General features: G+C 40.9%; 21 protein-coding genes. 6 read left to right on the plus strand and 15 right to left on the minus strand.

Features of this window, described 5'->3' with window-relative positions; all coding sequences use genetic code 11:
- Nucleotides 1-65 precede the first annotated feature (65 nt).
- Nucleotides 66-1160, plus strand: coding sequence for a M24 family metallopeptidase (locus CSV76_RS02790; protein WP_099624683.1), 1095 nt, complete (start codon nt 66-68; stop codon nt 1158-1160).
- 126 nt (nt 1161-1286) lie between these two features.
- Here CSV76_RS02790 and ald read toward each other — a convergent pair whose 3' ends face one another.
- A complete protein-coding gene (ald, locus tag CSV76_RS02795) occupies nt 1287-2408 on the minus strand; it encodes an alanine dehydrogenase (RefSeq protein WP_085426558.1) in 1122 nt (373 codons plus the stop codon).
- Nucleotides 2409-2650: 242 nt separating this feature from the next.
- On the opposite strand from ald, the gene CSV76_RS02800 reads away from it, so the two are divergent.
- Nucleotides 2651-3106: a universal stress protein gene (locus CSV76_RS02800; RefSeq protein WP_085426559.1), complete on the plus strand. Its 456-nt coding sequence runs from the start codon at nt 2651-2653 to the stop codon at nt 3104-3106.
- A 140-nt stretch (nt 3107-3246) separates the two neighbouring features.
- Here the strand turns inward: CSV76_RS02800 and CSV76_RS02805 are convergent, their stop codons facing one another.
- From CSV76_RS02805 to sppA, 5 genes are all read right to left on the minus strand, one after another.
- Complete coding sequence (locus CSV76_RS02805; RefSeq protein WP_099624684.1) at nt 3247-4473, minus strand: acetate kinase; 1227 nt, start codon at nt 4471-4473, stop codon at nt 3247-3249.
- A gap of 153 nt (nt 4474-4626) precedes the next feature.
- Nucleotides 4627-5541 (minus strand): class I SAM-dependent methyltransferase, encoded by a 915-nt coding sequence (locus CSV76_RS02810; protein ID WP_085426561.1) that lies wholly within the window; start codon nt 5539-5541, stop codon nt 4627-4629.
- A 51-nt stretch (nt 5542-5592) separates the two neighbouring features.
- Nucleotides 5593-6096, minus strand: a complete 504-nt coding sequence (tpx, locus tag CSV76_RS02815) for a thiol peroxidase (protein ID WP_085426562.1) — start codon at nt 6094-6096, stop codon at nt 5593-5595.
- A gap of 28 nt (nt 6097-6124) precedes the next feature.
- Nucleotides 6125-6670: an RDD family protein gene (locus CSV76_RS02820; RefSeq protein WP_232319574.1), complete on the minus strand. Its 546-nt coding sequence runs from the start codon at nt 6668-6670 to the stop codon at nt 6125-6127.
- Between the two features lie 17 nt (nt 6671-6687).
- The gene (sppA, locus tag CSV76_RS02825; protein WP_085426564.1) at nt 6688-7692 is read right to left on the minus strand and encodes a signal peptide peptidase SppA; all 1005 of its coding nucleotides are present in this window, start codon (nt 7690-7692) and stop codon (nt 6688-6690) included.
- Between the two features lie 105 nt (nt 7693-7797).
- On the opposite strand from sppA, the gene CSV76_RS02830 reads away from it, so the two are divergent.
- Nucleotides 7798-8598 carry an NAD kinase gene (locus tag CSV76_RS02830; RefSeq protein ID WP_099624685.1) on the plus strand — a complete coding sequence of 267 codons (801 nt, stop codon included), beginning with the start codon at nt 7798-7800 and terminating at the stop codon, nt 8596-8598.
- A gap of 81 nt (nt 8599-8679) precedes the next feature.
- On the opposite strand, the gene mbcS is transcribed toward CSV76_RS02830, so the two are convergent.
- The 6 genes from mbcS to CSV76_RS02860 all read right to left on the minus strand — a co-directional run bounded on the left by mbcS (nt 8680) and on the right by CSV76_RS02860 (nt 17473).
- Nucleotides 8680-10254, minus strand: a complete 1575-nt coding sequence (mbcS, locus tag CSV76_RS02835) for an acyl-CoA synthetase MbcS (protein ID WP_099624686.1) — start codon at nt 10252-10254, stop codon at nt 8680-8682.
- A 686-nt stretch (nt 10255-10940) separates the two neighbouring features.
- Nucleotides 10941-11144, minus strand: coding sequence for an alpha/beta-type small acid-soluble spore protein (locus CSV76_RS02840; RefSeq protein ID WP_085426568.1), 204 nt, complete (start codon nt 11142-11144; stop codon nt 10941-10943).
- Nucleotides 11145-11221: 77 nt separating this feature from the next.
- Nucleotides 11222-12424, minus strand: coding sequence for a tRNA uracil 4-sulfurtransferase ThiI (gene thiI, locus CSV76_RS02845; protein WP_099624687.1), 1203 nt, complete (start codon nt 12422-12424; stop codon nt 11222-11224).
- Nucleotides 12421-13554, minus strand: a complete 1134-nt coding sequence (locus CSV76_RS02850; protein WP_099624688.1) for a cysteine desulfurase family protein — start codon at nt 13552-13554, stop codon at nt 12421-12423. Before CSV76_RS02850 ends, thiI begins: the two co-directional genes overlap by 4 nt.
- A 75-nt stretch (nt 13555-13629) precedes the next feature.
- Nucleotides 13630-15321, minus strand: a complete 1692-nt coding sequence (ezrA, locus tag CSV76_RS02855; protein ID WP_099624689.1) for a septation ring formation regulator EzrA — start codon at nt 15319-15321, stop codon at nt 13630-13632.
- 205 nt (nt 15322-15526) lie between these two features.
- Nucleotides 15527-17473, minus strand: a complete 1947-nt coding sequence (locus CSV76_RS02860; RefSeq protein WP_158232732.1) for a FapA family protein — start codon at nt 17471-17473, stop codon at nt 15527-15529.
- Nucleotides 17474-17653: 180 nt separating this feature from the next.
- Between CSV76_RS02860 and CSV76_RS02865 the strand changes: the two genes are divergently transcribed.
- Entirely contained in the window at nt 17654-18457 is an 804-nt protein-coding gene (locus CSV76_RS02865) for a S1C family serine protease (RefSeq protein ID WP_085426573.1), read from the plus strand.
- A 115-nt stretch (nt 18458-18572) separates the two neighbouring features.
- Here the strand turns inward: CSV76_RS02865 and CSV76_RS02870 are convergent, their stop codons facing one another.
- A complete protein-coding gene (locus CSV76_RS02870; RefSeq protein ID WP_085426574.1) occupies nt 18573-18890 on the minus strand; it encodes a YflT domain-containing protein in 318 nt (105 codons plus the stop codon).
- A 216-nt stretch (nt 18891-19106) separates the two neighbouring features.
- Between CSV76_RS02870 and CSV76_RS02875 the strand changes: the two genes are divergently transcribed.
- On the plus strand, nt 19107-19487 hold the full coding sequence (locus CSV76_RS02875) for a carboxymuconolactone decarboxylase family protein (protein ID WP_198166214.1): 381 nt from the start codon (nt 19107-19109) through the stop codon (nt 19485-19487).
- 44 nt (nt 19488-19531) lie between these two features.
- On the opposite strand, the gene CSV76_RS02880 is transcribed toward CSV76_RS02875, so the two are convergent.
- A complete protein-coding gene (locus CSV76_RS02880) occupies nt 19532-20677 on the minus strand; it encodes a baeRF3 domain-containing protein (protein WP_085426575.1) in 1146 nt (381 codons plus the stop codon).
- A gap of 435 nt (nt 20678-21112) precedes the next feature.
- On the minus strand, nt 21113-22303 hold the full coding sequence (gene megL / locus CSV76_RS02885; protein ID WP_085426576.1) for a methionine gamma-lyase: 1191 nt from the start codon (nt 22301-22303) through the stop codon (nt 21113-21115).
- Nucleotides 22304-22647: 344 nt separating this feature from the next.
- Between megL and rpsD the strand changes: the two genes are divergently transcribed.
- Nucleotides 22648-23250: a 30S ribosomal protein S4 gene (rpsD, locus tag CSV76_RS02890; RefSeq protein WP_085426577.1), complete on the plus strand. Its 603-nt coding sequence runs from the start codon at nt 22648-22650 to the stop codon at nt 23248-23250.
- Nucleotides 23251-23311: the final 61 nt, after the last annotated feature.

Consider the following 23311-nt stretch of genomic DNA (forward strand, 5'->3'; position numbering starts at 1 on the left):
CCTTCTACAACACAGCGTAAAACCCTCTTTTTTGTTATACTAAGCAAAACAGAGGAGGTAACATGTTGATGAACATTCAAAAAGTACAAGATTTCTTAGTAAAACATAATATTGATGCAGCACTTATAACGAATCCAGATAACATATTTTATTTAACAGACTTTCGTAGTGATCCACACGAACGATTACTTGGTGTAGTGGTTTTCCAAGATGCTGATCCTTTCGTTATTTGCCCAGCGATGGAAGTCCCAGATGTAAAAGCAATCGGCTGGCAGCACGAAGCAGTAGGATATAAAGACACAGATAATGCGTTTAAGTTCCTAGAACAAGCCATCAATGAACGTATTCCTGCATTGTCATTACTCGCAATCGAAAAAGAACATTTGACTGTGGATCGATTTGAAATTCTCCAAGAGCGCTTCCCTGCTTTGCAATTCGCTAAGTTGGATGACGAATTAGCTAAAAATCGTCTGATTAAAGATGATAGAGAACTTCAGCACTTGCGCAAAGCAGCGGAATTAGCGGATTATGCGATCGAAGTAGGTTGCAATGAAATCGCCGAAGGGAAAACCGAACTGGAAATAGTTCAAGCCGTGGAGCAAGCTGTTAAACAAAAAGGTGCGGAGAAGATGTCGTTTGAAACGATTATTGTGTCGGGCACAAAAACGGCATCACCACATGGTATTCCAGGAGAGAAAAAAATTGAAAAAGGTGATTTCATCTTATTTGATCTCGGTGTGGTCTATAAAGGTTATTGTTCAGACATCACACGGACGATAGCGTTCGGTGAGCCAACAGAGGAAAAGCGTAAAATTTATGAGACCGTTCAGAAAGCACAACAAGCAGCAATTGACATCGTGCGTCCGGGTACGTTAGCAATGGAAGTTGATCTAGCAGCTCGTTCAATTATCGAGGAAGCTGGTTACGGCGAGTTATTCCCACATCGTATCGGGCATGGTCTTGGTATTTCTGTTCATGAGTTCCCTTCTTTAACAGCTACGAATGATATGCCACTTCAAGAGGGTATGGTGTTTACAGTTGAGCCAGGCATTTATGATCCGACAATTACAGGTGTACGGATTGAAGATGATTTGTATGTGACGAAGGATGGCGTTGAGGTATTGACGAAATTCCCTAAGGATTTGAAAGTAGTTAAGTGAGTTAAAGACTGGCAAATGAAATTGAACCGTTAATTTCATTTTATATAAAAAAACTGAAGGCACTCCCTATTGCGGGGATGCCTTCAGTTTTAGGCCGTTACTTTACGTAATGGTCTTTTTTGTTGATTAAACAGTCTCTAGTACGTCTTCAACAGAAACGTGTTCTAGGCCTTGTGCTTCTGCTACTGCTTTGTATGTTACGTTTCCAGCTAGTGTGTTGATTCCTTTACGCAGGACTTCATTGTCTGTACATGCTTTTTTAACGCCTTTATTGGCAATTTGAAGAGCGTAAGGAATTGTAACGTTTGTTAGTGCCATTGTAGACGTTTGTGGAACAGCGCCTGGCATATTAGCTACAGCATAGTGAATGACACCGTGTTTTGTATAAGTCGGGTCGTCATGTGTTGTGACGCGGTCGGAAGTTTCAAAGATTCCGCCTTGGTCGATTGCAATGTCAATCACTACAGAGCCGGGGCTCATGGATTTAACCATTTCTTCTGTTACAAGAGTTGGCGCTTTTGCTCCTGGGATTAAAACACAACCGATTACCAAGTCTGCGTCTTTTACTGCGTTAGCGATATTGTATGGGTTAGATACCAACGTTTGAATGTTCTTGCCGAAGATCTCGTCAAGCTGACGAACACGCTCTACGGATAGATCTAAGATCGTTACGTGTGCACCGATTCCGATTGCAACACGCGCAGCATTCGTACCTGCTTGTCCCCCACCAATGATTGTTATTTTGCCGCGTGATACGCCAGGTACTCCAGCAAGCAAAATCCCTTTTCCGCCTCTAGTTTTTTCTAAGTATTGTGCACCAATCTGCGTCGCCATGCGTCCCGCAACTTCACTCATCGGTGCCAATAGAGGCAATCCGCCACCTGGTAATTGTACTGTTTCATAAGCAATTGCTGTTACTTTGTTTTCAAGTAGTGCTTTCGTCAATTTTACTTCCGGTGCTAAGTGAAGATACGTAAATAGGATTAATCCTTCACGGAAATACTGATATTCTGATTCTGCAGGTTCTTTAACCTTCAGTACCATATCTGCTGCCCATGCCTCAGCCGCTGTATCGACGATTGTCGCGCCTGCTTCTTTATACTCTTCATCTTGGAAACTTGAACCGATTCCAGCACCCTTTTCAATTACTACTTCGTGGCCAGCCGTTAGTAACGTTAATACACTTGAAGGGGCTATTGCCACTCGGTTTTCATTGTTTTTAATTTCTTTTGGAACACCAATACGCATGCAAAATCCTCCTAGAATTGTAATTTCTTTTCATTCGTTTTTTATTATCTCACTGTCGATTCATGACTATTTAATCTTATCAGAAAATAGCTAGATTTACCTCATTTTTTCAACGTTTTTCCATACAAACTTCATTTTCTAAATTTTTATAAAACATTTCGACAAAAAAGAAGGACTATCATAATCCACGTAGAATAAGAATAGTGTAGAAAGAATTTAACTTTAAGGATGGAGTGGTAATTATGGCACTTACGTACAAAGACATCATCGTAGCCGTGGATGGTTCAGATGAGGCTAAATGGGCTTTCAAGAAAGCGATCGCGATTGCAGATCGTAACGACGCAACTCTTCACTTGATCAATATTATTGATACGCGTTCATATGCGGCAGTTGAAGCATACGATCGTTCAATTGCTGAGCGTGCGCAGAAATATGCTGAAGAATTGTTGACTGACTACCGTAAAGAAGCAGTTGAAGCAGGCGTTGCAAATGTTGAGATTCACGTGGAGTATGGTTCTCCTAAGACATTGATTCCACGCGATATCGCGAAGAAACTCAATGCAGATTTGATTATCTGTGGTGCTACTGGACTTAACCGTGTAGAACGTTTCTTAATCGGAAGTGTTTCCGAGAATATCGTGCGTTCTGCGAAGTGCGATGTACTTGTTGTACGTACGCCTGAACATCTACAAGGCTAATATGTATGTAAAGGCTGTCCGGAAAGTCGTTCATTCGATTTCCTGTGACAGTCTTTTTTCTTCTTTAGTTAGATGACGTCATAATACCAAGTTCGTTAAAAATGTCCCGCCTGTCGGTTAACAGGCGGGACATTTTGTATTTATTCAGCTGCTACTTGTAATGCTTCTTCCGGTAGTGGAATGTTAGCGATTCGCACTGTGTCGCGAGCTAGCATGATTTCTTCGTTTGTTGGGATGATAAGTACTTTAACTGGTGAGTGTGGGAAGCTGATGTATGCTTCTTCACCACGGATGTTGTTTAGACTTGGGTCGAAGTATACGCCCATGAATTCTAATCCACGCATGACTTTTTCACGAACAATCGTACTGTTCTCGCCAATTCCTGCTGTGAAGATAATGGCATCTACTCCACCCATCCCTGCAGCATATTGTCCAATATGTTGGTGAATACGATCTGTGAATACGTCGAGAGCCAATTGCGCCCGGTCGTTGCCTTGTTCTGCTGCTTCTGTAATATCGCGTAAGTCACTAGAGAATCCACAGATACCAAGTAGTCCGGATTTTTTATTCAGTACATTGACTACTTCTTCGGCTGTTTGGTTCGTACATTCCATCATGTATGGAATGAGCGCAGGGTCAATGTTACCTGAACGCGTGCCCATGATCACACCTGCTAACGGAGTGAAGCCCATAGACGTGTCCACTGACTTACCGCCTTTAACCGCTGCAATACTAGCACCGTTACCGAGGTGGCAAGAAATAAGACGTGTATCTTCAAGCGGTCTATTTAAAATCTTGGCAGCCCGCTCCGTTACGTATTTATGGCTTGTACCATGGAAGCCGTATTTACGGATTCCGTATTTCTCATAGTACTCATATGGTAACGCGTACAAAAATGATTTCTCAGGCATTGTCTGATGGAAAGCAGTATCGAATATTGCGACTGCTGGTATATTTGGTAACGCTTTCTTAAAAGCCTTTATTCCGACAATATTAGCTGGATTATGCAAAGGTGCAAAGCTTGATATTTCTTCAAGTTTCTCGATTACTTCGTCTGTAATTAACACTGAGTCACTATATAGTTCTCCCCCGTGAACTACTCGATGACCGAGTCCGTCAATTTCATCATAAGAAGAAACGACTCCCTCGCTTAGTAAATGTTCCAATAACATTTCAACAGCCATAGAGTGATCAGTAATATCTAATACTTTTTCGATTTTCTTTTCATCCGTTGCCATTGTGAAAATAGAATTCTCTAATCCAATGCGCTCGAATAATCCCTTAGTAATTTCTTCTTCGTTCGTCATTTCGATCAATTGGAACTTTAAAGAAGAACTTCCCGCATTTATCGATAATATTTTCGGCACAAATACCCACCCCTTAAAATAATTACGTCGTAGAACGTTAAAATTTATTATAGTAGCTAACAATTTTAAAAGCAATTGAATTCGAGTAATTAGCGCTTTCTTTTTGTTCAAGTATTCTTGAAATATAAAAAAAGAAGGAAGTGTGACGTAACGTCACTCCCCTTCTTCTTCCATCCAAACACTTAATTTATCAAAGAACTTTTGCATGGCCTTTGCATTTCCCAGCTCAGGTATTTTCGCTAACAAAACATCCGGCATGACATAGTTTTCGTTTGGCGGTTGTTGTAACAATAAAATACTTTTTGCAAAACGTTGATCCGCAAATATTGAATCCGGTAATTCAAGCAAACCTCTCAATAATTTATGCTCTTTGACAAAGTTCAGGATAGGTTCGGCCCCTTCAGCCGTCAATAGTTTGGAAGGGACGATGAATAATCCGTAACCACCTGGCTTCACATAGCGCATTGATTGTTCAATATATAAGTAATGTGAAAAAGCATGACCTTCAGATGCCATGAGTTCATACTCCATAGCGACTTCATCATCTGGATAATAGCCTACAGGTATATCACTTACCACTGCATCGACTACATCGATAGGCAATGGACGAAGTGCATCTTGTAAATAAAATGATACTGGTAACTCCAATAAATTCGCAGTTGCAACAGCAATTTGAATCAATACATCATCGATTTCAACTGCGCTGGCAGAAGCGGAACCTTTATATTGATTCATTACAGTGAATAATAAATTCCCCGTTCCTGCAGCAGGATCCAAGAAGGTTACAGGTTGCTTTGTATCCACTAATTTATTGATTAGATAACCTATCAAGAAGCCGATTGTATCAGGCGTCATTTGGTGATGAGCTTGTGTAGACTGCTTTAATCCTTTTAATAAGGCGAGCTGGATACCTTTACGAATTTCTTCCTTATCAGGATCTTGCAAGTCTACTGCCGACGGTTGATCCAACCATTTTTCACTAGCTTCTAACACAGCGTCCAAATATAACCCATCAGTCGCTGCTGCATGGTTGTCGTAATACGTAAACACTTTTTCCATATTGCTCATTCAAAATTCCTCCAAGAAGAAACCCACCTCTTGTTCAGGTGGGTTTTTTAATTAATTCAATTCTTTTACTGCTTTAATCGCTGCATCATAATCGGGGTGGTCAGTTGCTTCGCTCACATACTCTACGTACGCTACTTTGTCGTCGCGATCGACTACAAAAATAGAACGAGTCAATAGACGCAATTCCTCAATCGCTGTACCGAATGCTTTACCGAATGAAAGATCACGATGATCAGAGTACAAATGTAAATTTTCTACCTTCTCATCTTCTTTCCAACGCCCTTGTGCAAACGGAAGATCGCAAGAAATCGTCATGACTTCCACATCATCACCAAGTGACGTTGCTTCATCGTTGAAACGCTTAGTCTGGATAGAACATACACCTGTATCAACAGAAGGCACTACACTGATCAAACGTACTTTACCTTTTGAATCGTCAAGTGTAACAGGATTCAAATCATTCGCAAGCACTGTGAAGCTTGGTGCCTGATCTCCAACTTTCACTTCTGAACCTAACAGATGAACCGGATTATCTTTGAATGTAACTTGTACCATAACTAACCACTCCTTTTAAACTAGTGTACTAAACCGTAGGGTCTTCATGCAACTGATGATGTTCAGGTTCAATGATTTTCTGTATTTCTTTTCTCTCAAATGTTCGTTCATGCACGACAACTGTGTCAGCAAAGACGTCGTGAAGTGCTTTCTTTTGAGGTAAAAACAAAACAAGTAGATAGGGAATCCATAACATTTGTGAAATAAAACGACCGAAACCTTCTCGGAAGATAACAGAACCCCACGTTGCCTTTTCCCCGTTTGATTTCATTACACGAATTCCCATGATCATTTTCCCTACCGTCTGTCCTGCAATTTTCGTCATGATGATAAAATATAACAATAACAAGACAAGTGCCGTTACTTTATACGGGCTAAATAAAAAGGCAGAAGGCTTAGTAATCGCGATATCGAGTACGCGGAATACTGGCTTGACAAAGATGCCGCTAATAGCCGAAATGATCAGCATGTCGATTAAAAATGCCCACAGTCTGATCCAGAATCCTGCATATTTCGGCACGAGCATCTGTTCAAGTCGCATGGTTGGTTGCGTATCCAGCAGTTCATTCGTCATGATTATTTCCCTCCTTGTTATTCACCGTATAAATACATCATGCGTGGCGCCGTATTTTCAGTCAGTAATTTTTTCAAAATTTGTGATTCAACATCTCCATTAAACACGTCATGTGCTTTCATGGAAAGAATAGCTTTCAAATTAGTCGGCATTCCATATTCGAATACTTCCGCTTTTTCTAAGTGATAATCTTCTTTCATCGCGGAAACAACGATTGGCAACTTGCCATAATCATCTGCAAGACCCGCTTCGATTGCTTGACGACCATTCATCACACGTCCGTCCGCAACTTTGCGAACAGCCTTTTCTGACATACCACGGCCATCTACAATAATATCAACGAAACGTTTATACGAATCATCAATCATTTCTTGTAACATCGCACGTTCTTCGGGTTTCATTTCTCTAGTCGGACTCATCATATCTTTATAAGGACCTGACTTGATTGTTGGGAATTCCACACCGTATTTCTCAGCTAATTTACCGTAATTGACAGATTGCATGATGACACCGATAGATCCTGTCAACGTTTCAGGGTGAACATAAATTTTATCGGCTGGTGCTGAGATGTAGTATCCACCTGAAGCCGCCATACCGCCCATCGCTACATAAATCGGAATCTTTTTCGAAGCTTGAATTTCTGTCAGTGCATCGTAAATATCAGATGACTCCAATACGCCTCCACCTGGAGAATTCACCGAAAGTACAATTCCTTTCACGGTTTCATCGTTTGCCAACTCATTCAATTGCGTCATAAATTGTTGATGGTTGTACTCAGCGCCACTGAAAATAGACGCTTCACCCGTATCTTGGATGACTCCATCCACTGTTAACACAGCAATTCTTTCGTTAGCACTTCCTTCTTCTACTACCGTTTCCTGCACTTGCGTTTCCATCAAGTTGATCTCACTAACAAAACTATTCCAGTCTCTAGTGAAAACCCATGACATGGCATTAATACCTACCGATACTACGATCAAAATCGCAGCAACCGCTACGGCTATCCATCTTTTTGCATTCATAAGTAAAGTTCCTCCTTTGTCCACATCTACTTATACGTTCCTCATCGTCCAAATGTTTCATTCATGCTACACTTATTCTATTAACTGAAAAAGGAGACGATTCAAATGACTACCCAACACGTAATTTTTCTTTTCAGCCGTCTTGATGAAGACACTATCCATAAAAAACATTTCGTTGGACAACGACTTAAAAGTGAAGGCTTCAATCTAACCGAAGACCACAGAGAAGCAACGGTCATTATTAGCATCGGAAGCGATGGAACTTTCCTCCAAGCTGTCCGCAAAACTGACTTTCGACAGGATTGTCTGTATCTAGGAGCGTCTGTGAAAGGTGCACATGGTGTATATTGCGATTATAAATATGATGATATCCGCTCACTTGTCGAAACATTACGGCAAGAGACTATTGAAGAACGACATTATCCATTACTTGAAGTAACCATTAATCAACATAAACCATTTTTATGTCTAAATGAATTCAGCATCCGTTCTACTATTATCCGCACATTCGTCATGGACATTTTCATTGATGATCTATTATTTGAAACTTTTCTCGGCGACGGTATGATCATCTCTACACCAACGGGCAGTACTGCTTATAACAAATCCGTTAAAGGTGCTGTGATTGACCCACGACTCCCTTCATTCCAAGTGACTGAACTTGCGTCGGTCAACAACAATCGCTATCGCACACTTGGCACTTCGTTCATCCTCAGTAACGAGAGAACGTTAACACTCAATGTCCAACAAGAAGGTAATGAATTCCCCTCCATTGCGGCAGATAACGAAGCACTCGGTATTAAACAAGTAGAAAAAGTGGAGGCGCGGTTAAGTCATAAAGTGGTTCGCACCGCAAAACTACCAAATAACTCCTTCTTCGAAAAAGTGCAACGTACATTTTTCTGAATCAAAACCAAAAGGACTGGTCAATCGTCGAATTAAAACGACTTTCGGCAGTCCTTTTTCCGTACTAGTAGTGGATCAGTATCATTGATTTTGTTCTTTTTTACGCAATTCAATACGCATGATTTTTCCTGAAGAGGTTTTTGGTAACTCTTCCATAAACTCGATTTTACGTGGATACTTGTAAGGTGCCGTCAACTCTTTCACGTGATTTTGCAATTCTTTTACAAGCTCTTCAGTTGAATCTATAGAATCGTCACGTAGAACAACAAATGCTTTTACAACATTTCCACGTTCTGGATCAGGACTTGCAACAACTGCACATTCACGAACAGCCCGATGTTTAATTAACGCATCTTCCACTTCAAATGGTCCAATTGTATAACCCGAACTTACGATAATATCATCGCCGCGTCCTTCGAACCAGAAATAACCGTCTTCATCCTTTTTCGCGCGGTCACCTGTAATATAATAATCTCCTCTAAATTGCATCTTCGTACGTTCAGGATCATTCAAATACTCTTGGAATAACGCTGGAGTGCTCTTATGAACTGCAATATCTCCAACTTCATTCGCGCCCGCTGGTTTGCCTTCATCGTTGATGACATCGACGATATTGCCCGGCGTCGGTTTGCCCATCGATCCAGGACGCGGTTCCATTCCGATCATTGTACCGACCAGAAGCGTATTTTCTGTTTGGCCGTATCCGTCACGCACATTTAGGGAAAATTGTCTTTCAAAAATATCGATGACTTCACGATTTAATGGTTCCCCAGCTGAAACAGCGCTTTTTAAGGAAGCCAATGAAAACTCATCCAGATTCTTCGCTTTTGCGATAAATCGATATTCAGTTGGTGTACAGCATAAAACATTTACTTTGTACTCATCTAAGAAATGCAAATATTTATCTACGTCGAACTTGCCATTGTAGACAAACCCCGTCGCTCCACTTCCCAGAACTGATAAGAACGGTGTCCATATCCATTTCTGCCAACCTGGTGCTGCAGTAGCCCAAACTATGTCACGTTCTTCAATGCCCAACCAGTTCGGTGCAGTCGTTCTTAAGTGTGCATATCCCCATCCATGAGTATGTACTACGCCTTTTGGCTTGCCTGTTGTCCCAGACGTATACGATAAAAACGCCATATCGTCACTAGCGGTATCGCATGCAGTAAATTCAGATGAAGCATTTTTCTCTTTTTCTGCTAAAGATACTTCTCCTTCTTTTGCTTCACCGATAATATAGACTGTCACTTTGTCTAAGTTATTTACATGTTCTAATTGATCGGTGAATGCGTCGAATGCAATGATCGCTTTTGCATCACTATGTTCGATTCGATATTCAATATCGGAGGAACGCAACATTTCTGAACTAGGGATCACAACAAGTCCTGCTTTAAGTGCACCGATATATGTAACGTATGCTTCAATCATGCGAGGCACCATCACCAATACTACATCACCTTTTTGTAGCCCAGTCGATATCAGTGCATTCGCTGTTCGGTTGGCTGCTTTGATGAGTTCATCGTATGTCACTTCTTGTTGTTGATTTTGCGCGTCTACATAAATTAATGCTTTTCTACCGTCACCCGTTGCATATTTTTCGAATTCCGAAACGATATTATAACGGTCTGGCGCAAGTAGTTCTTCACGGTTCATTTTCATTCCCCCTTTTACTTAATAGTACAAGTATACAAATAGAATCGTAATATTTCAAAATTTTATTTACTATTCACTATTATATTGTTCCGATATGTATAGTATGACGTGTTTTTGGCTTGGAAGTGAGTAAGGCTAAGTTGGGTACGTTAGGGGATTTGCGCTCTAGGCGGACGCGTTCGGGAGAGTGGGCGCCTGCCGCTCCAATCCCTGCAATGTAAGCGGGTGATATCTTTTGTTGCACACTGAAGTTAGGATTGTAATTATTTGAACTAGAACTGGAAATAAAAAAGTTTAAAACACAACAACCCATCACATACTAACGCCAATAAGTTATCAACATCCATCCACTATCAAAGTAGGATGGAAGCGGAAATTGGCGGCGAAGTGCAAAGATGTGCTCCTAACGTTGCGCTTTTACTCGCAAAAGCCGTCCTTCGTTAAGGCTCTTCCCGATGGATCAGCTCGATCAGGTGAGACAACCAAAGAGAGCAAAGCGAACTGGTTGGCTCACCGCGAGCCCATAGGAAAGCGTCCGCCAACTGGAGCTTCCATCCCCATATACACACAAACTCACTTACTACTCTTAAAGCATTGAACTTGAGCTTATGCTTAAATCTAAACCAATCCAAAAAAAGAATGCCCCAGAAGCGTTGTGGCTTCTAGGACATCCCATGTCTTACGATTTACTTAGTATAACCGTTCATTTGTGACTGAGCCTGACGCACTAATCGCTTTGTAATTTCTCCGCCGACGGATCCGTTGGCACGCGATGTTGAGTCTGGTCCAAGTTGTACTCCAAATTCAGAAGCAATCTCTTCCTTCATCTGGTTCAAAGCCTGTTGTACTCCTGGTACTAGCAGTTGGTTCGAGTTGTTGTTGTTTGGCATGTCGCTCACCTCCTTGTGACATTAGAATGGTCACTTTTGAAAATATCATGCAAGGAAGGTGATAGGTAATATTTTCTTTACAACAAGTCTTCGAAGTCGTCTTCCGTCTGCTGGCTTGGGATCGTTGTTACACGCTGGCTTGCGACTTCCGCCACCATGTCGTCGAACTCCTGGAAGCTTTCGTAGTACGCGACTTTTTCAACGCGCGGTTTCGTTTTATTGCTTGGTGGCGTGAATACAGTACAGCAATCGTCGTATGGACGGATAGAAATATCGTATGTTCCGATTTTTTGAGCGATCTCAATAATGTCCAATTTATCCATTGCGATAAGTGGTCGTAGGACAGGTGTATTCGTTACTTCATTGATAGCGGTCAAACTCTCGAGTGTCTGACTTGCTACTTGTCCAAGACTGTCGCCTGTGATCAATCCAAGCGAATTCGTGTCTTGACGTACTTGATCCGCGACTTTCATCATCATTCTTCTCGTAGTGGTCATCGACAAGTTGCTCGGTACTTGTTTCACAATCGCCTGCTGCAGGTCAGTGAAAGGAATGACGTGCAATCGAATGACTGCACCGAATTTCGCTAGTTGTCGGACGATGTCTTCTACTTTTTCTATTGCCAAATCACTTGTGAATGGAGGAGACGCAAAGTGAACTGCGTCGAAGGAGACGCCACGCTTCATCATCATATAGCCTGCTACCGGGCTGTCGATACCTCCTGACAATAACAATATAGAGTGACCATTCGAACCGACAGGCATACCTCCTGCACCTTTGTAGGTGTGTGAAGAGATATATGCTGCTTCGTGTTGGATCTCTACGTACAATAATATTTCCGGCTTTTTCATTTGTACGATTAAATCAGGGAACGTTTTCAATACATGTCCACCCAATACTTGTTGCAATTCCCCTGTATCAAGCGGGAATCGTTTGTCTACACGTTTGACGTCTACTTTAAAAGTCTTTCCCGTAGTTTCGTTCTTACCGAGTACCTTTAACGAAGTTTCTTTAATGACTTCTAATGTAGGTTCGCAAATTACAATTGGGCTGAATGATTGAATACCGAAAATAGAAGGCAAAATTTCAACTGCACGATCCAACTCTTCAGGTTTTTCTGTGTAAATGAACATCCGATCACGCTCTGCGCGCATTGTGACTGTGCTTAAATCCGACAAAGCCGCTTTAATATTCGTTTTCAGTTTACGTATAAATTTACTCTTGTTTTTTCCTTTAAGTGACATTTCACCATATCTAATCAAAATGGTATTCCAGTTCATTTCCCCACTCCTTTTCTGATCAGTTCGATTAATTGACGAACCGCTACTTTTAATTGTTCGATTTCTTCTATTGTTTGATCTTTACCTAAGCTAATTCTGATAACACCTTTTTCAAATTTCTGTGGCATGCCGACAGCTTCAATCACGTGACTTACATCGGAATTTTTGGATGAACATGCACTGGAAGTTGAAACGATCATGCCTTGCTGTTGCAAGAAATTAATCGCGATCTCTCCGGTAATCTGAGCAAATGCTACAGATAATATATAGGGTGCACTTGCATTCGGTGCCAATACCCTGCATTCGTCAAATTCCGAGAAAAACTCCACCAGCTCGTTTCGCCATTGTTGAAACTGTTGCAAATCCACTTCTTCCACTAGTAAACGGACCGCTTTCGCAAGTGCTGCTGCATGCGGCACCGACACCGTTCCACTGCGCAACTTATGTTCTTGACCACCGCCAAACACAATCGGTTGTAGTTGAATGTTATTACGATACGCAAGGAATCCACTATTTTTTATTCCGTACATCTTGTGAGCTGATAATGAAATCAGATCTGGGCCATCTGTAAAATCAACAAATGATAACTTTCCGAAACTTTGCACACAATCTGAATGGAATTTCGCGCGTGGAAATGTATGAATGATTTTCGCACATTGCTCAATCGGCTGGATTGTGCCTATTTCATTGTTGACATGCATGATACTAACTAAAATTGTATCATCCTGCAACGTTTCTTTGAGTTCGTCCAATGAAATTCGTCCTTCTTGATCTACCGTTAAATAATCGACAGTGAAGCCTTGCTTTTCCAAGTCTTGAAAAACACGTAACACGGAAGGATGTTCGATACTCGTTGTGATCAGATGACGTCCTTTGTGCTGATTCGCATATACATAACCTAGTATGGCAAGATTATTGGATTCTGTTCCGCCCGAAGTGAATATCCCTTCAGTCAGTTCAAGCCCTATCGCCGAGAGTACTTGAGTTCGCGCACGTTCCAGCAATTTCTCTGTACGTTTTCCTTCGGCATGAAGCGACGCTGGATTCGCGAAATAGGATACAGAAGCATCCATAAAGGTGCGAAGAACTCTCTCATCTGGTTTTGTTGTTGCGCTGTGATCGAAATACATATGTAAACCCTCTCTTTTCCTTGGGATTTAGCGAAACAAAGCCACCGGAAAACCGGTGGCTTTGTCGGAATATAGTTAGGCTTTGACCTGAATCATACCTTGAATTTTTTTCAAGGCTCCTGGTTCAACTTCTTCAACCGCGGTACCCGCTTCTTCCAATGCTCTTAAGTAGCGGCATTGCATGAAGGACTCTTCTGCTTTTAACAATTTATTGTGAACTTCAGGATGTGACGCACGGTAACGGTTACCGTATTGGATGATTCGTTCTACAAGCAATGCATTTTCAATCATGTCTTCAGCTTTCGCACAGACATCTGTGACGACGGCATCTGCTTTTTGAACATAGGATTCAACCAATGCCATATTAAGCGGCACTTCTTCTAAACTTTGTTTCACAATAAAAATTTGTTCATCAGCTTCTTCAAGTTGTACATTCATATCATCAGGAATTCCTGGGATATTGGCACGGTGTAAATTACGATCTGCAATTTGAAGTTGTTGTGCAAGTGTCACAATGCGAGAGCGTACAAGATTTTCGTCAATGCGAAGGTTTTTGATGCGGTTACTGAACTTAGAATGTGCTTCAGAGATTGCATCCAATTCTTCCACTAGCTCTTGCAACTCGATTTGTTGAGCTGAGTAAGCTAAGTTTTTCGCGTCCTGACGTTCGATGAATATTTCTATTCGTTTCGCCAATGCGTTCAACTTTTGCAATGCCATTTGTGGAATAATAACCTCGTTTTCATTCAAACGATAACTTTGCTGAACGAATTTCACTTCTTCAATCGTATCTGGAATTGCATATTGAAGCTCTTCAAACAGATCCAACATTTGATCCAAATGCTCATCTACGTAATGACGGGAGCTAACTTCCTCTTCCAACACATCATAGAATGATTCGATTTCATCATGAATTTCATTCACTTCCACTGCTACTTCTTCAACATCCAAACGCGCTAATAACTGTCGAAGATCCGCAATTTGTTGTTCGATTTTGTCGAAACGTGAAGGCATTTTCAGATGTCCTAGATAGTACTCCTGACCTTCCATTTCGATGATCCCTTTTCGCATTTCTCGCAATGCTGCAGGTATTTTCGTCTGCAACTCATTAAGTAATGTAGGAATCTCATCAAGTAAAAACGAAAAGCGTTCTTCTTTTGCTCCTAACACAATAACTATTTCACGAGCTTGTAGGTAATTACCATTTTCGATAAGTGCGTCATACTCCTCAAATCTTGGATTAAAGGATTCCCACTCTTTTTCTAAAGGCTCCACTGCCGGTCCGAATGCGTACTGATGAGCTAAGATCTTTTTGCGCGCTGCACGGTGATGTTCTTTTACCGTTTCTATTTCGAACCGATTTCTTTCTTCACTACCAATCAGTTCGTTTAGTTCCTGCAAGATCGTTCGCATCTCTTTTTCACATTCATTCAAGATTTCGCGGATTTGTTTTTCTGTTTCCGTAGCTTTCTTAAAACGGAAACGATCTACTTGCCCTTCAGCATCCAGTAAAAGCAAATCTACGTTATGAAGACGATCATCGACTACTTCAGTCCAAGTGTTGCGCCATCTCTCGAACATTTCTTCTGTTTCGCCCGTCATATTCAACTGCTTTACCTTCGTCATTTCTTCGAATATTGGCTCGCTTTGAATTTGTAATTTTTCTTGTTCCATTTCACTGATTTCTTGTATATGCTTTCGCCTAGACAGAAATGCCATCACCGTTAAAACAATGATGATAACTAATGGAATGATGATGTATATCATCTCGCTATGATCCCCCTATCCCACACTTCGCGCATAAAGTGACTACTTTAGATATTATAGTATATCGTAACATGTTTAAAGCATTTTCGTCTTCTATTCACATCTTTTTTAAAAAACAACGAACTTTTTATCACATCTTGGGAGAATTCAGGAAGGATCCACACATTTTTATGTTCTTTCTCTACAAATTTTGCGTCTATTTTATTTACGTAATGGATAGAAAGCCTTGTTCATTCAATTTTGCTGTTACTTGTTGACGAATTTGCAAAAATTCATGGCGTTGCGATCCAATTTGAATCAATGTCCCAGGATAGGCTTTTGCGATATGGATGCTTCCTTCTTCATTTGTTTGGATAAATGTTTTCACACCAGCATTTGATCCTGTTTCATCTAATTCAATATGTCTTCCTGCAATGACTTCCCCGCCCCGACAGACACCTTTAATCGTAATATCATGTAGTGCCGTAACGGAACAATTATAGACACCTTTCGAACGAATATGAATATCTCCATTACTATATAAAATACTATTCAATGCGAATGTAGCTTGCAATACGGACTCTGGACGAATTTCTTCGCTGTATACTTCTAGTAAATTATTTGCTTCCTTAATCAATTTACGTAAATACAGGATGTTCGTTTGTTCCTCTCGTAGCGGGTCTATAAATAGCTGATACAATCGATCGGCAAAAGCTATCCACTCTTTATCTAATCGTCTCGTATGGTTTTTCACTAATTGAATAAAATGTTTATTCATTTCTGTGAAATCACTATACTTTTGTTCCAATAATAACTGAATGACTTGTTTCAATATAAAAGGTGCAACTTCCTCTGGATCTTCATTACGTAATGTAAAGATCTGAACGAGTGCCGATTCAATATTGCGTAAGTAGAGCAAAACCTCCGTTAAATCATTGACCATCATGGTAATAACCTTTTCCTGAATGCCTACCGTAACGGTAGAAGAAAATATACTGCCTTGTATGAATACCGATTTAGTCCCACGAATGGAAGCCTTCGTACAATTTTTCATAATTGTTATGATGCCAGAAGCCGCGATAAACATAGACGGATGGACACTACCCCCAATCCATACGTCCCCTTCAAAATGAATATTGCCACTTTCCAAATTCACATCGGATGCATGACGATATTCTCGATTCACATAAATTTTTGCAAGCTTACTCCGCCATTCAATAACGGGTCTTCCGTCAATTTTCGCATATAGCTTATGCACGACACTATCTACAGTATCAAGGGGACGCACGATAATATCTTTAGGCGGTTTTACTTTATACGTTTCACCTTTCAAATTCTTGCCGTTACTCCCTTGTACCGCTGGGATATATGTCGCAATAAGCTGACCTGCCTTGACCGTTGGAATGAAATTATGTTCTCGAAAATCAACCAATTCCTCTTCGTCTTCCTCTATCTTTTTGAAGTTCAGGTGAATATCGAGTCGGGCATCCTGACTTTCAATAGGAGGAATTCCTCTCGCCACGATAATCTCTGTATACTCCAACGTGTTCACGGCTTGCCGAATACCATTCAAGGAAATACCCGTATCAATTCCCATACTATTCAATTCTTCCACTAGCTGTTCTGTGGTCAGTTCATTGTATACATCTACTTTTTCAGATACTTGTATATTCAGGATTTGTTTCCATGGTGAATCCTGCAACGTACGAGTGATTCTCTTCCCTGGTGTCACGACAGCGGTTGCAACCATAAGATCTTCATCTAGACGTATCACAAAATGTGCAGCTACATCTTCTGAACGCGCACTGCATTCTACACTATCTGTCGACAATACAATCGTTCGCTCTGTGCACTCCGTTCCGTTGATCCGTAGTTCGACACCTATAGAAGGAACAATGATTGGATAGGTTAGTTTTCCGAACCGAACTTCTAATCTTTCATTATGAACTCGAACACCTGCCAAGATTTCTTCTGCTTGCTCATGAACACTTTCCTTTTTTTCTTTTTCATTGACTGTGACTTCTGCTAGCACTTTTCTCAAACCGAACATCGATGTACCTGCGGGCCGTTTTACATGGACATGCACGTCATCCATCGTCAGTTGCAAAATCTCCAGTGCTTCTTTGATCGCCTCTGCTACCGTTTCGGCTTGCGTTGTAATGGATCTGGCCATGTTTCCACCTCCATTCATATAGGCATTTATCTTCATATATAGTATAGCATATAACAGATTCTAAATAACTATATTTTCAAACTTTTCAATCCTAGCAACTATGATTTTACGTTTAAAGTTCTGCACGCTTCCTTTGAGTTCATTATCTGGTAAACTATGTACGAGAAAGAGGTGGGAATAGTGGATAATAAAGATCCGTATCAAGAAGAGTTGGATGATGATGAGCTGCAAGATTTAGTACTCGACGCACAGCGTGAAGCGTTAGAAAAAGCAGCTGCTGAAAAAAATGTCCGACGCACCTACCGCCCCTTCCCAAAGTGGATGTTCTGGATCATGGCAACTACTTTGGCACTCAGCACATTCGCCATTGTCTTTCAAATTTATTCAATCCCTGCGTTAGAATTTTTAAAAGCATCATCAGAGTTATCTTCTGATCCACAAATAGCAGAATATAAAGAAGCAGTCGTCGTAGTTGCTACTGAGAATACAAAAGGTACAGGCTTCTCTATCAATGAAGAAGGGACGATTATCACGAATTATCATGTAGTCGAAGGAAATGAATCGATGATTGTCTCTTTTCCTGACGGTCAACGATTTACCGCAAATGTTACAAACGTGTTTCCAAATATCGATCTAGCGATATTGGAAGTAAATGGAACGGACCTCCCTCATTTAACATTGGCAAAAGAAACGATGTTTTACGATCAGGAGCCGATCACATTTATAGGTAATCCGTTAAGTTTTTCCGGAATAGCGAATAAAGGCCACACAATTGATTACATACAATTGTCCGATTGGGATATTCCTGTCGTGATGATAAAAGCGCCTGTTTATAGAGGTAATAGCGGAAGTCCTGTTATTAATGAAGAAGGTAAAGTAATTGGTATTGTATTTGCTACGCTAGATGAGGAAACACATGGTAAGGTTGGATTGTTCATTCCTGTAGATGCTTATTATGATGCAATGGCTAATGAAGGAAGATAAGTTTTAGAGAGTGGTATGGGATTTACATTGCAGATAAATTCGTAGTAGTTTGAGATGTGTACACAAAAGTAAAACCGGTGAAAGGAATATTATCCTTTTACCGGTTTTTAGAATCTTACTTTTTAGCGACTAGTAATAATCTGCCTTTATCCAGTTCGCTTTCGCCTTCTTCAGCTTCTGCTTCTGATAGGCCAATTGCTTGCATCTGCGCGCGCAATGTATCGCCACGTGATGTGAACATGTTCTTCATCGCATTGAGGAAGCCCATTTCCGCCATACCTACTTGTTCTGAATCAAGTGCATCCGAAATTTTGTCTTCACGATCTTCGCTGTGTGCGAAAATGAAGATTTCTTCATGTGTGTAGCCTTGTGCTACCAATTCTTCAATCTTCTTTTTTGCTTGTACCGCATTCTCTAGGAAAAACTTATTCATTTGTCATTACCTCCACATATATTTGTATTCGTTCTACTCATCTATACCTACTCTAAGCGATTTTTAAACAATAACGTTGATTTTCACATCCTTCGAACCATTGCTTGAATTTAAACTGATAAGAAGTGCGTATTTTACAGACAGAAAAACAAAATAATAGTCAGAATATGCTATACTTTCTTTATTGTTCATTTACAAAACAAGGGGGCTATTTCATTGTCGACAGGACGTATTGAAGCGGGTTTAGAGAAGATCAGGGAGTATGTGAGTGAAGAAGAAGCCGAACGTATGATGACGGCGGACGCATTAAAAGAACTGGCGCCAGATTTACGGAAATACATAGTGGAGTTTGCGTATGGTGAGATTTATTCACGATCTGGACTTGACAGCAAGCAACGACAATTGGTGACACTCTCATCACTTGTCACACAGGGAGCGACTACACAAATCCAAACGCATGTTAAACGAGCATTGACAGTAGGTTTGACTAAAACGGAAATTGTGGAAAGTATGATGCAACTCATTCCATACGTTGGATTCCCACGAGTACAAACTGCGTTAACTGCTGCTAAAGACATACTTGAACAAGAAAAATGATAGAAAAATGCGGTCAAGAGATATCTCTTGCCCGCATTTTGTTCTTACCATCTAAAGATAGCAGCTGCGCCTGTTTCGACAGGCATACGTTCTTTCGGAAGAACGACTACTTCTCCTCCAGTTTTAAAAACGATTTCCGCTAAATCATCTAGCACGTCATCCACTGCAGTTTCTTCCAAACCTTTCGTCTGGATTTCTCCTGTTTCTAAATTAATTTTACCCGGATATAGATAACCGTCTTCCAATACAAGTCGTCTAATACGATCTTCACTCGCTGCCTTGGCAATTTCTTCAATGTTTGCTGAACCTTGATCACTTGCTTTAGCATTTTCAAAGTTCTCCACTAAATCTTTTGTCTTCTGCAAATACGTTGGTTCGACTATTTCCCAAGCCATTTTACGTAACTGCTCTAGGCTTAGCGCATCAAAGTCGGATTTAATACCATCGGCTTGCAAATGCGGGTTATGACTCAATTCCTTAAATTGAGTCTGATATTCGCCAAGTGTTACTAAATAAAGCGGGAGATCCATTGGTTTAGAGTAGTTTTCTGCAACCGTTCGATCTACATATCGGAAGTAACGTTCAATATCGATATCTATTTCATCTTTCTTACCTCCGTGACCGTGCATCATCGCCGTTCCAGCACCACCTGAGTTGCCAGTGCCTAAGTATGACTCGGTCACTTGATCACCAATCGCTTCTGCTTTCGTCTTCGCTAATTCTTCAGGGATCTCTACTTCCTCTACGCCATAGCGATTCCCTTCAAACAGTTTAAACTCTTGTCTATTCACGCCGAGTAGATGATAGCGATCTGCAGATTGGAATACACGAATAAGCGGTTTAATATGGAAACTATCAGATACAATCGCCAGTTCAGGCACGGGACGTTGCAGCCGATAGGCAATAATACGATCTTTCGTTGCGAATAACGCTAGTCCATCTCCTGCATGTGCCCAGAATGGACGCTCACCTTGAAGCTTCTCAAGTGGAGCCAATAAACTTTTCACTTCATCGGCAGAATGGTTTTTTGATAACTTTTCATGTACATTCTGTAATAAATTTTTAAAACGTATCGGATCTTGTTGATTTTCAGGTCTATACCGGTGGGTCGGTTGATAAATGGAGATACATGTCTCCGCTTGCTCCATCAAAAACTTATGGGGAAATTCGTTTACAATCTCTACGTTCATCTTAATCCCTCCAATAAATATTTTCCTGTAGACAACAACAGGCTCTATTTAACTTAACTTGTTCCCTATTCACTTGTTTGTAAACTATTTGTTTATTTATAGGAGGAGAGCAAGGCCTTGACAAGAAATCACAATTCGTGTATAGTTATTGTTTGGGATTGATAACAGATCTGACGTAACAAAAGGCGTTCTGCAGATGTTTATTCGGAACACTTATTCATCACTGGCGCGACTATAGGGTCGCAAGGACGCAAAAGTAGGTAGGGTTTGCGTTGCTTAAGGGAAACAACCAGTAGAACACGACCGCGGCAAAAGAGGTCCAATCAGAATCTACATGCTATATAAATCAACACACATAATCGTTGTCAAACGTAACATTAGAGATCCTATTACAAAAAGCGAGCTCCCCGATATGGGACGCTCGCTTTTTTCAATTCAAATGGCTTCAAACGCTTGATCTAAGTCTGCCATGATATCATCCATATGTTCAAGACCTACAGATAAGCGTAGTAACGTATCAGACACGCCCATCTTCTCACGCTCTTCTTTCGGCACACCTGAGTGTGTCATAGTAGCGGGATGTTGCATAAGTGTCTCCGCGTCGCCTAGACTAACAGCCAATCTGATTAGCGTTAAATGATTCAGCAACTTTTGAGCCTCTTCTTTTCCACCTTTAATCGTAAAGGAAATCAATCCACCACCTAACTTCATCTGCTTTTGTGCAATCTCAAACTGCGGATGCTGATCATCAAACGGATAGAATACATCTTCTACTTTCGGATGTTTTTTTAAATACTCGAATAGGATCTTTGCATTGGATGAATGTCGTTCCATACGAATAGGCAAGGTCTTAATACCTCGCAATAATAGCCATGCATCAAACGGCGAAATGATGCCACCATAATCTTTTAAGACTGTACCATGCATTTTCGCTATCTCATCAGCATCTTTACCTACCAACAAACCTGCGATCACGTCGCCATGTCCATTAATGTATTTCGTCGCGCTATGCAGTACGAAATCTACGCCGAATGATAGTGGTGTTTGAATATAAGGTGAACAGAATGTATTATCCACTACCACTTTCAAGTTGTGGCGCTTCGCTACATTCACTACTGCTTCTAGATCAACTAATTCCATCGTGGGGTTAATTGGTGTTTCTACATATATACATGTCGTCTCAGGCTTCACAGCTTTTTCTATCTCTTCTTCCGTTTTCATCGAAATCAAATCATGTGTGATATTATACTTCTCTTCCAAGATTTTCAGCAATCCGAATGTACAGCCGTAAATTCCACGTGAACAAATCACATGTTCATTTGCTTTTGTCAAATGAACCAGCACTGCACTAACCGCTGCCATACCAGAAGCAAATGCAAGACCTGCTGCTCCCTCTTCCATCTTGGCGATACGTTCTTCAAGTACCGCTACTGTCGGATTCCCTAGACGCGAGTAAATATTTCCTGCTTCTTCACCAGCAAAACGCCGCTCTCCTTGTTCAGCTGAATCAAATACGTAGGTTGAGGTTTGATACAGTGGCACAGCCAAACTTCCCTGATGATCTTTGCTGTCGTATCCTTCATGAATCATTGCTGTTTCTTTATGCCAGTTAGTATTCTTCTGCATATCGATTCCTCCTAGTTCTACCTTATTCATAAACGAATGAATGCGCTCAATCCTTCTCTAATCTAGTGTACATCGATTAGTAAAAAAACGAAAGAACAATATCTTTTCTCTACCTTCTATATATAACGCTTGACCTAAAGGCAATGAATTGGTATGCTAATCTTTGTGTAAAATATTCGCAGCAGTTATGTGTTCTATTTTGTCCAGTCTATTCCTTTTTAAAGGTGCACCACGTAACCTCGAGGCTGCAGGGGCGAAGTTGCAAGATTATAGAATGGCAGATGGATTGAACATATCTGGTCTTATTTTACAACAAAATAAAACCAACAGAGGAGGAGTCTCTCATGGCTCGATATACAGGTCCATCTTGGAAATTGTCACGCCGTTTAGGTATTTCACTAACAGGCACTGGTAAAGAAATTGAAAAGCGTCCATACGCACCAGGACAACACGGTCCAAACCAACGCAAAAAACTTTCCGAATACGGAATGCAATTACAGGAAAAACAAAAACTACGCTTTATGTACGGAGTTAACGAACGTCAATTCCGCACTCTTTTCAACAAAGCTGGTAAAATGCAAGGTATTCACGGTGAAAACTTCATGATCCTTCTTGAAGCTCGCTTGGATAACGTTGTTTACCGCATGGGTCTTGCACGCACTCGTCGTGCAGCTCGTCAGCTAGTTAACCACGGTCACGTATTGGTTGATGGCAAGCGCGTTGACATCCCTTCATTCGCAGTTAAGCCAGGTTCTGAAATCTCTCTTCGTGAGAAGTCTCAAAACTTGAACGCAATTGACGAAGCTCTAGAAATCAACAACTTCGTACCAGATTTCGTTACTTTCGATAAAGAAACGAAAAAAGGTACATTCGTACGCCTTCCAGAGCGTAGCGAATTAGCTGCTGAAATCAACGAAGCATTGATCGTTGAATTCTACTCTCGTTAATAACAATAAAATCCCGTTGGCTGAGATTCTTCTCGGCTCGCGGGATTTTTTGTTGTTTTTC

The sequence above is a fragment of the Sporosarcina sp. P17b genome (assembly GCF_002743115.1).
Classification (GTDB): domain Bacteria; phylum Bacillota; class Bacilli; order Bacillales_A; family Planococcaceae; genus Sporosarcina; species Sporosarcina ureae_C.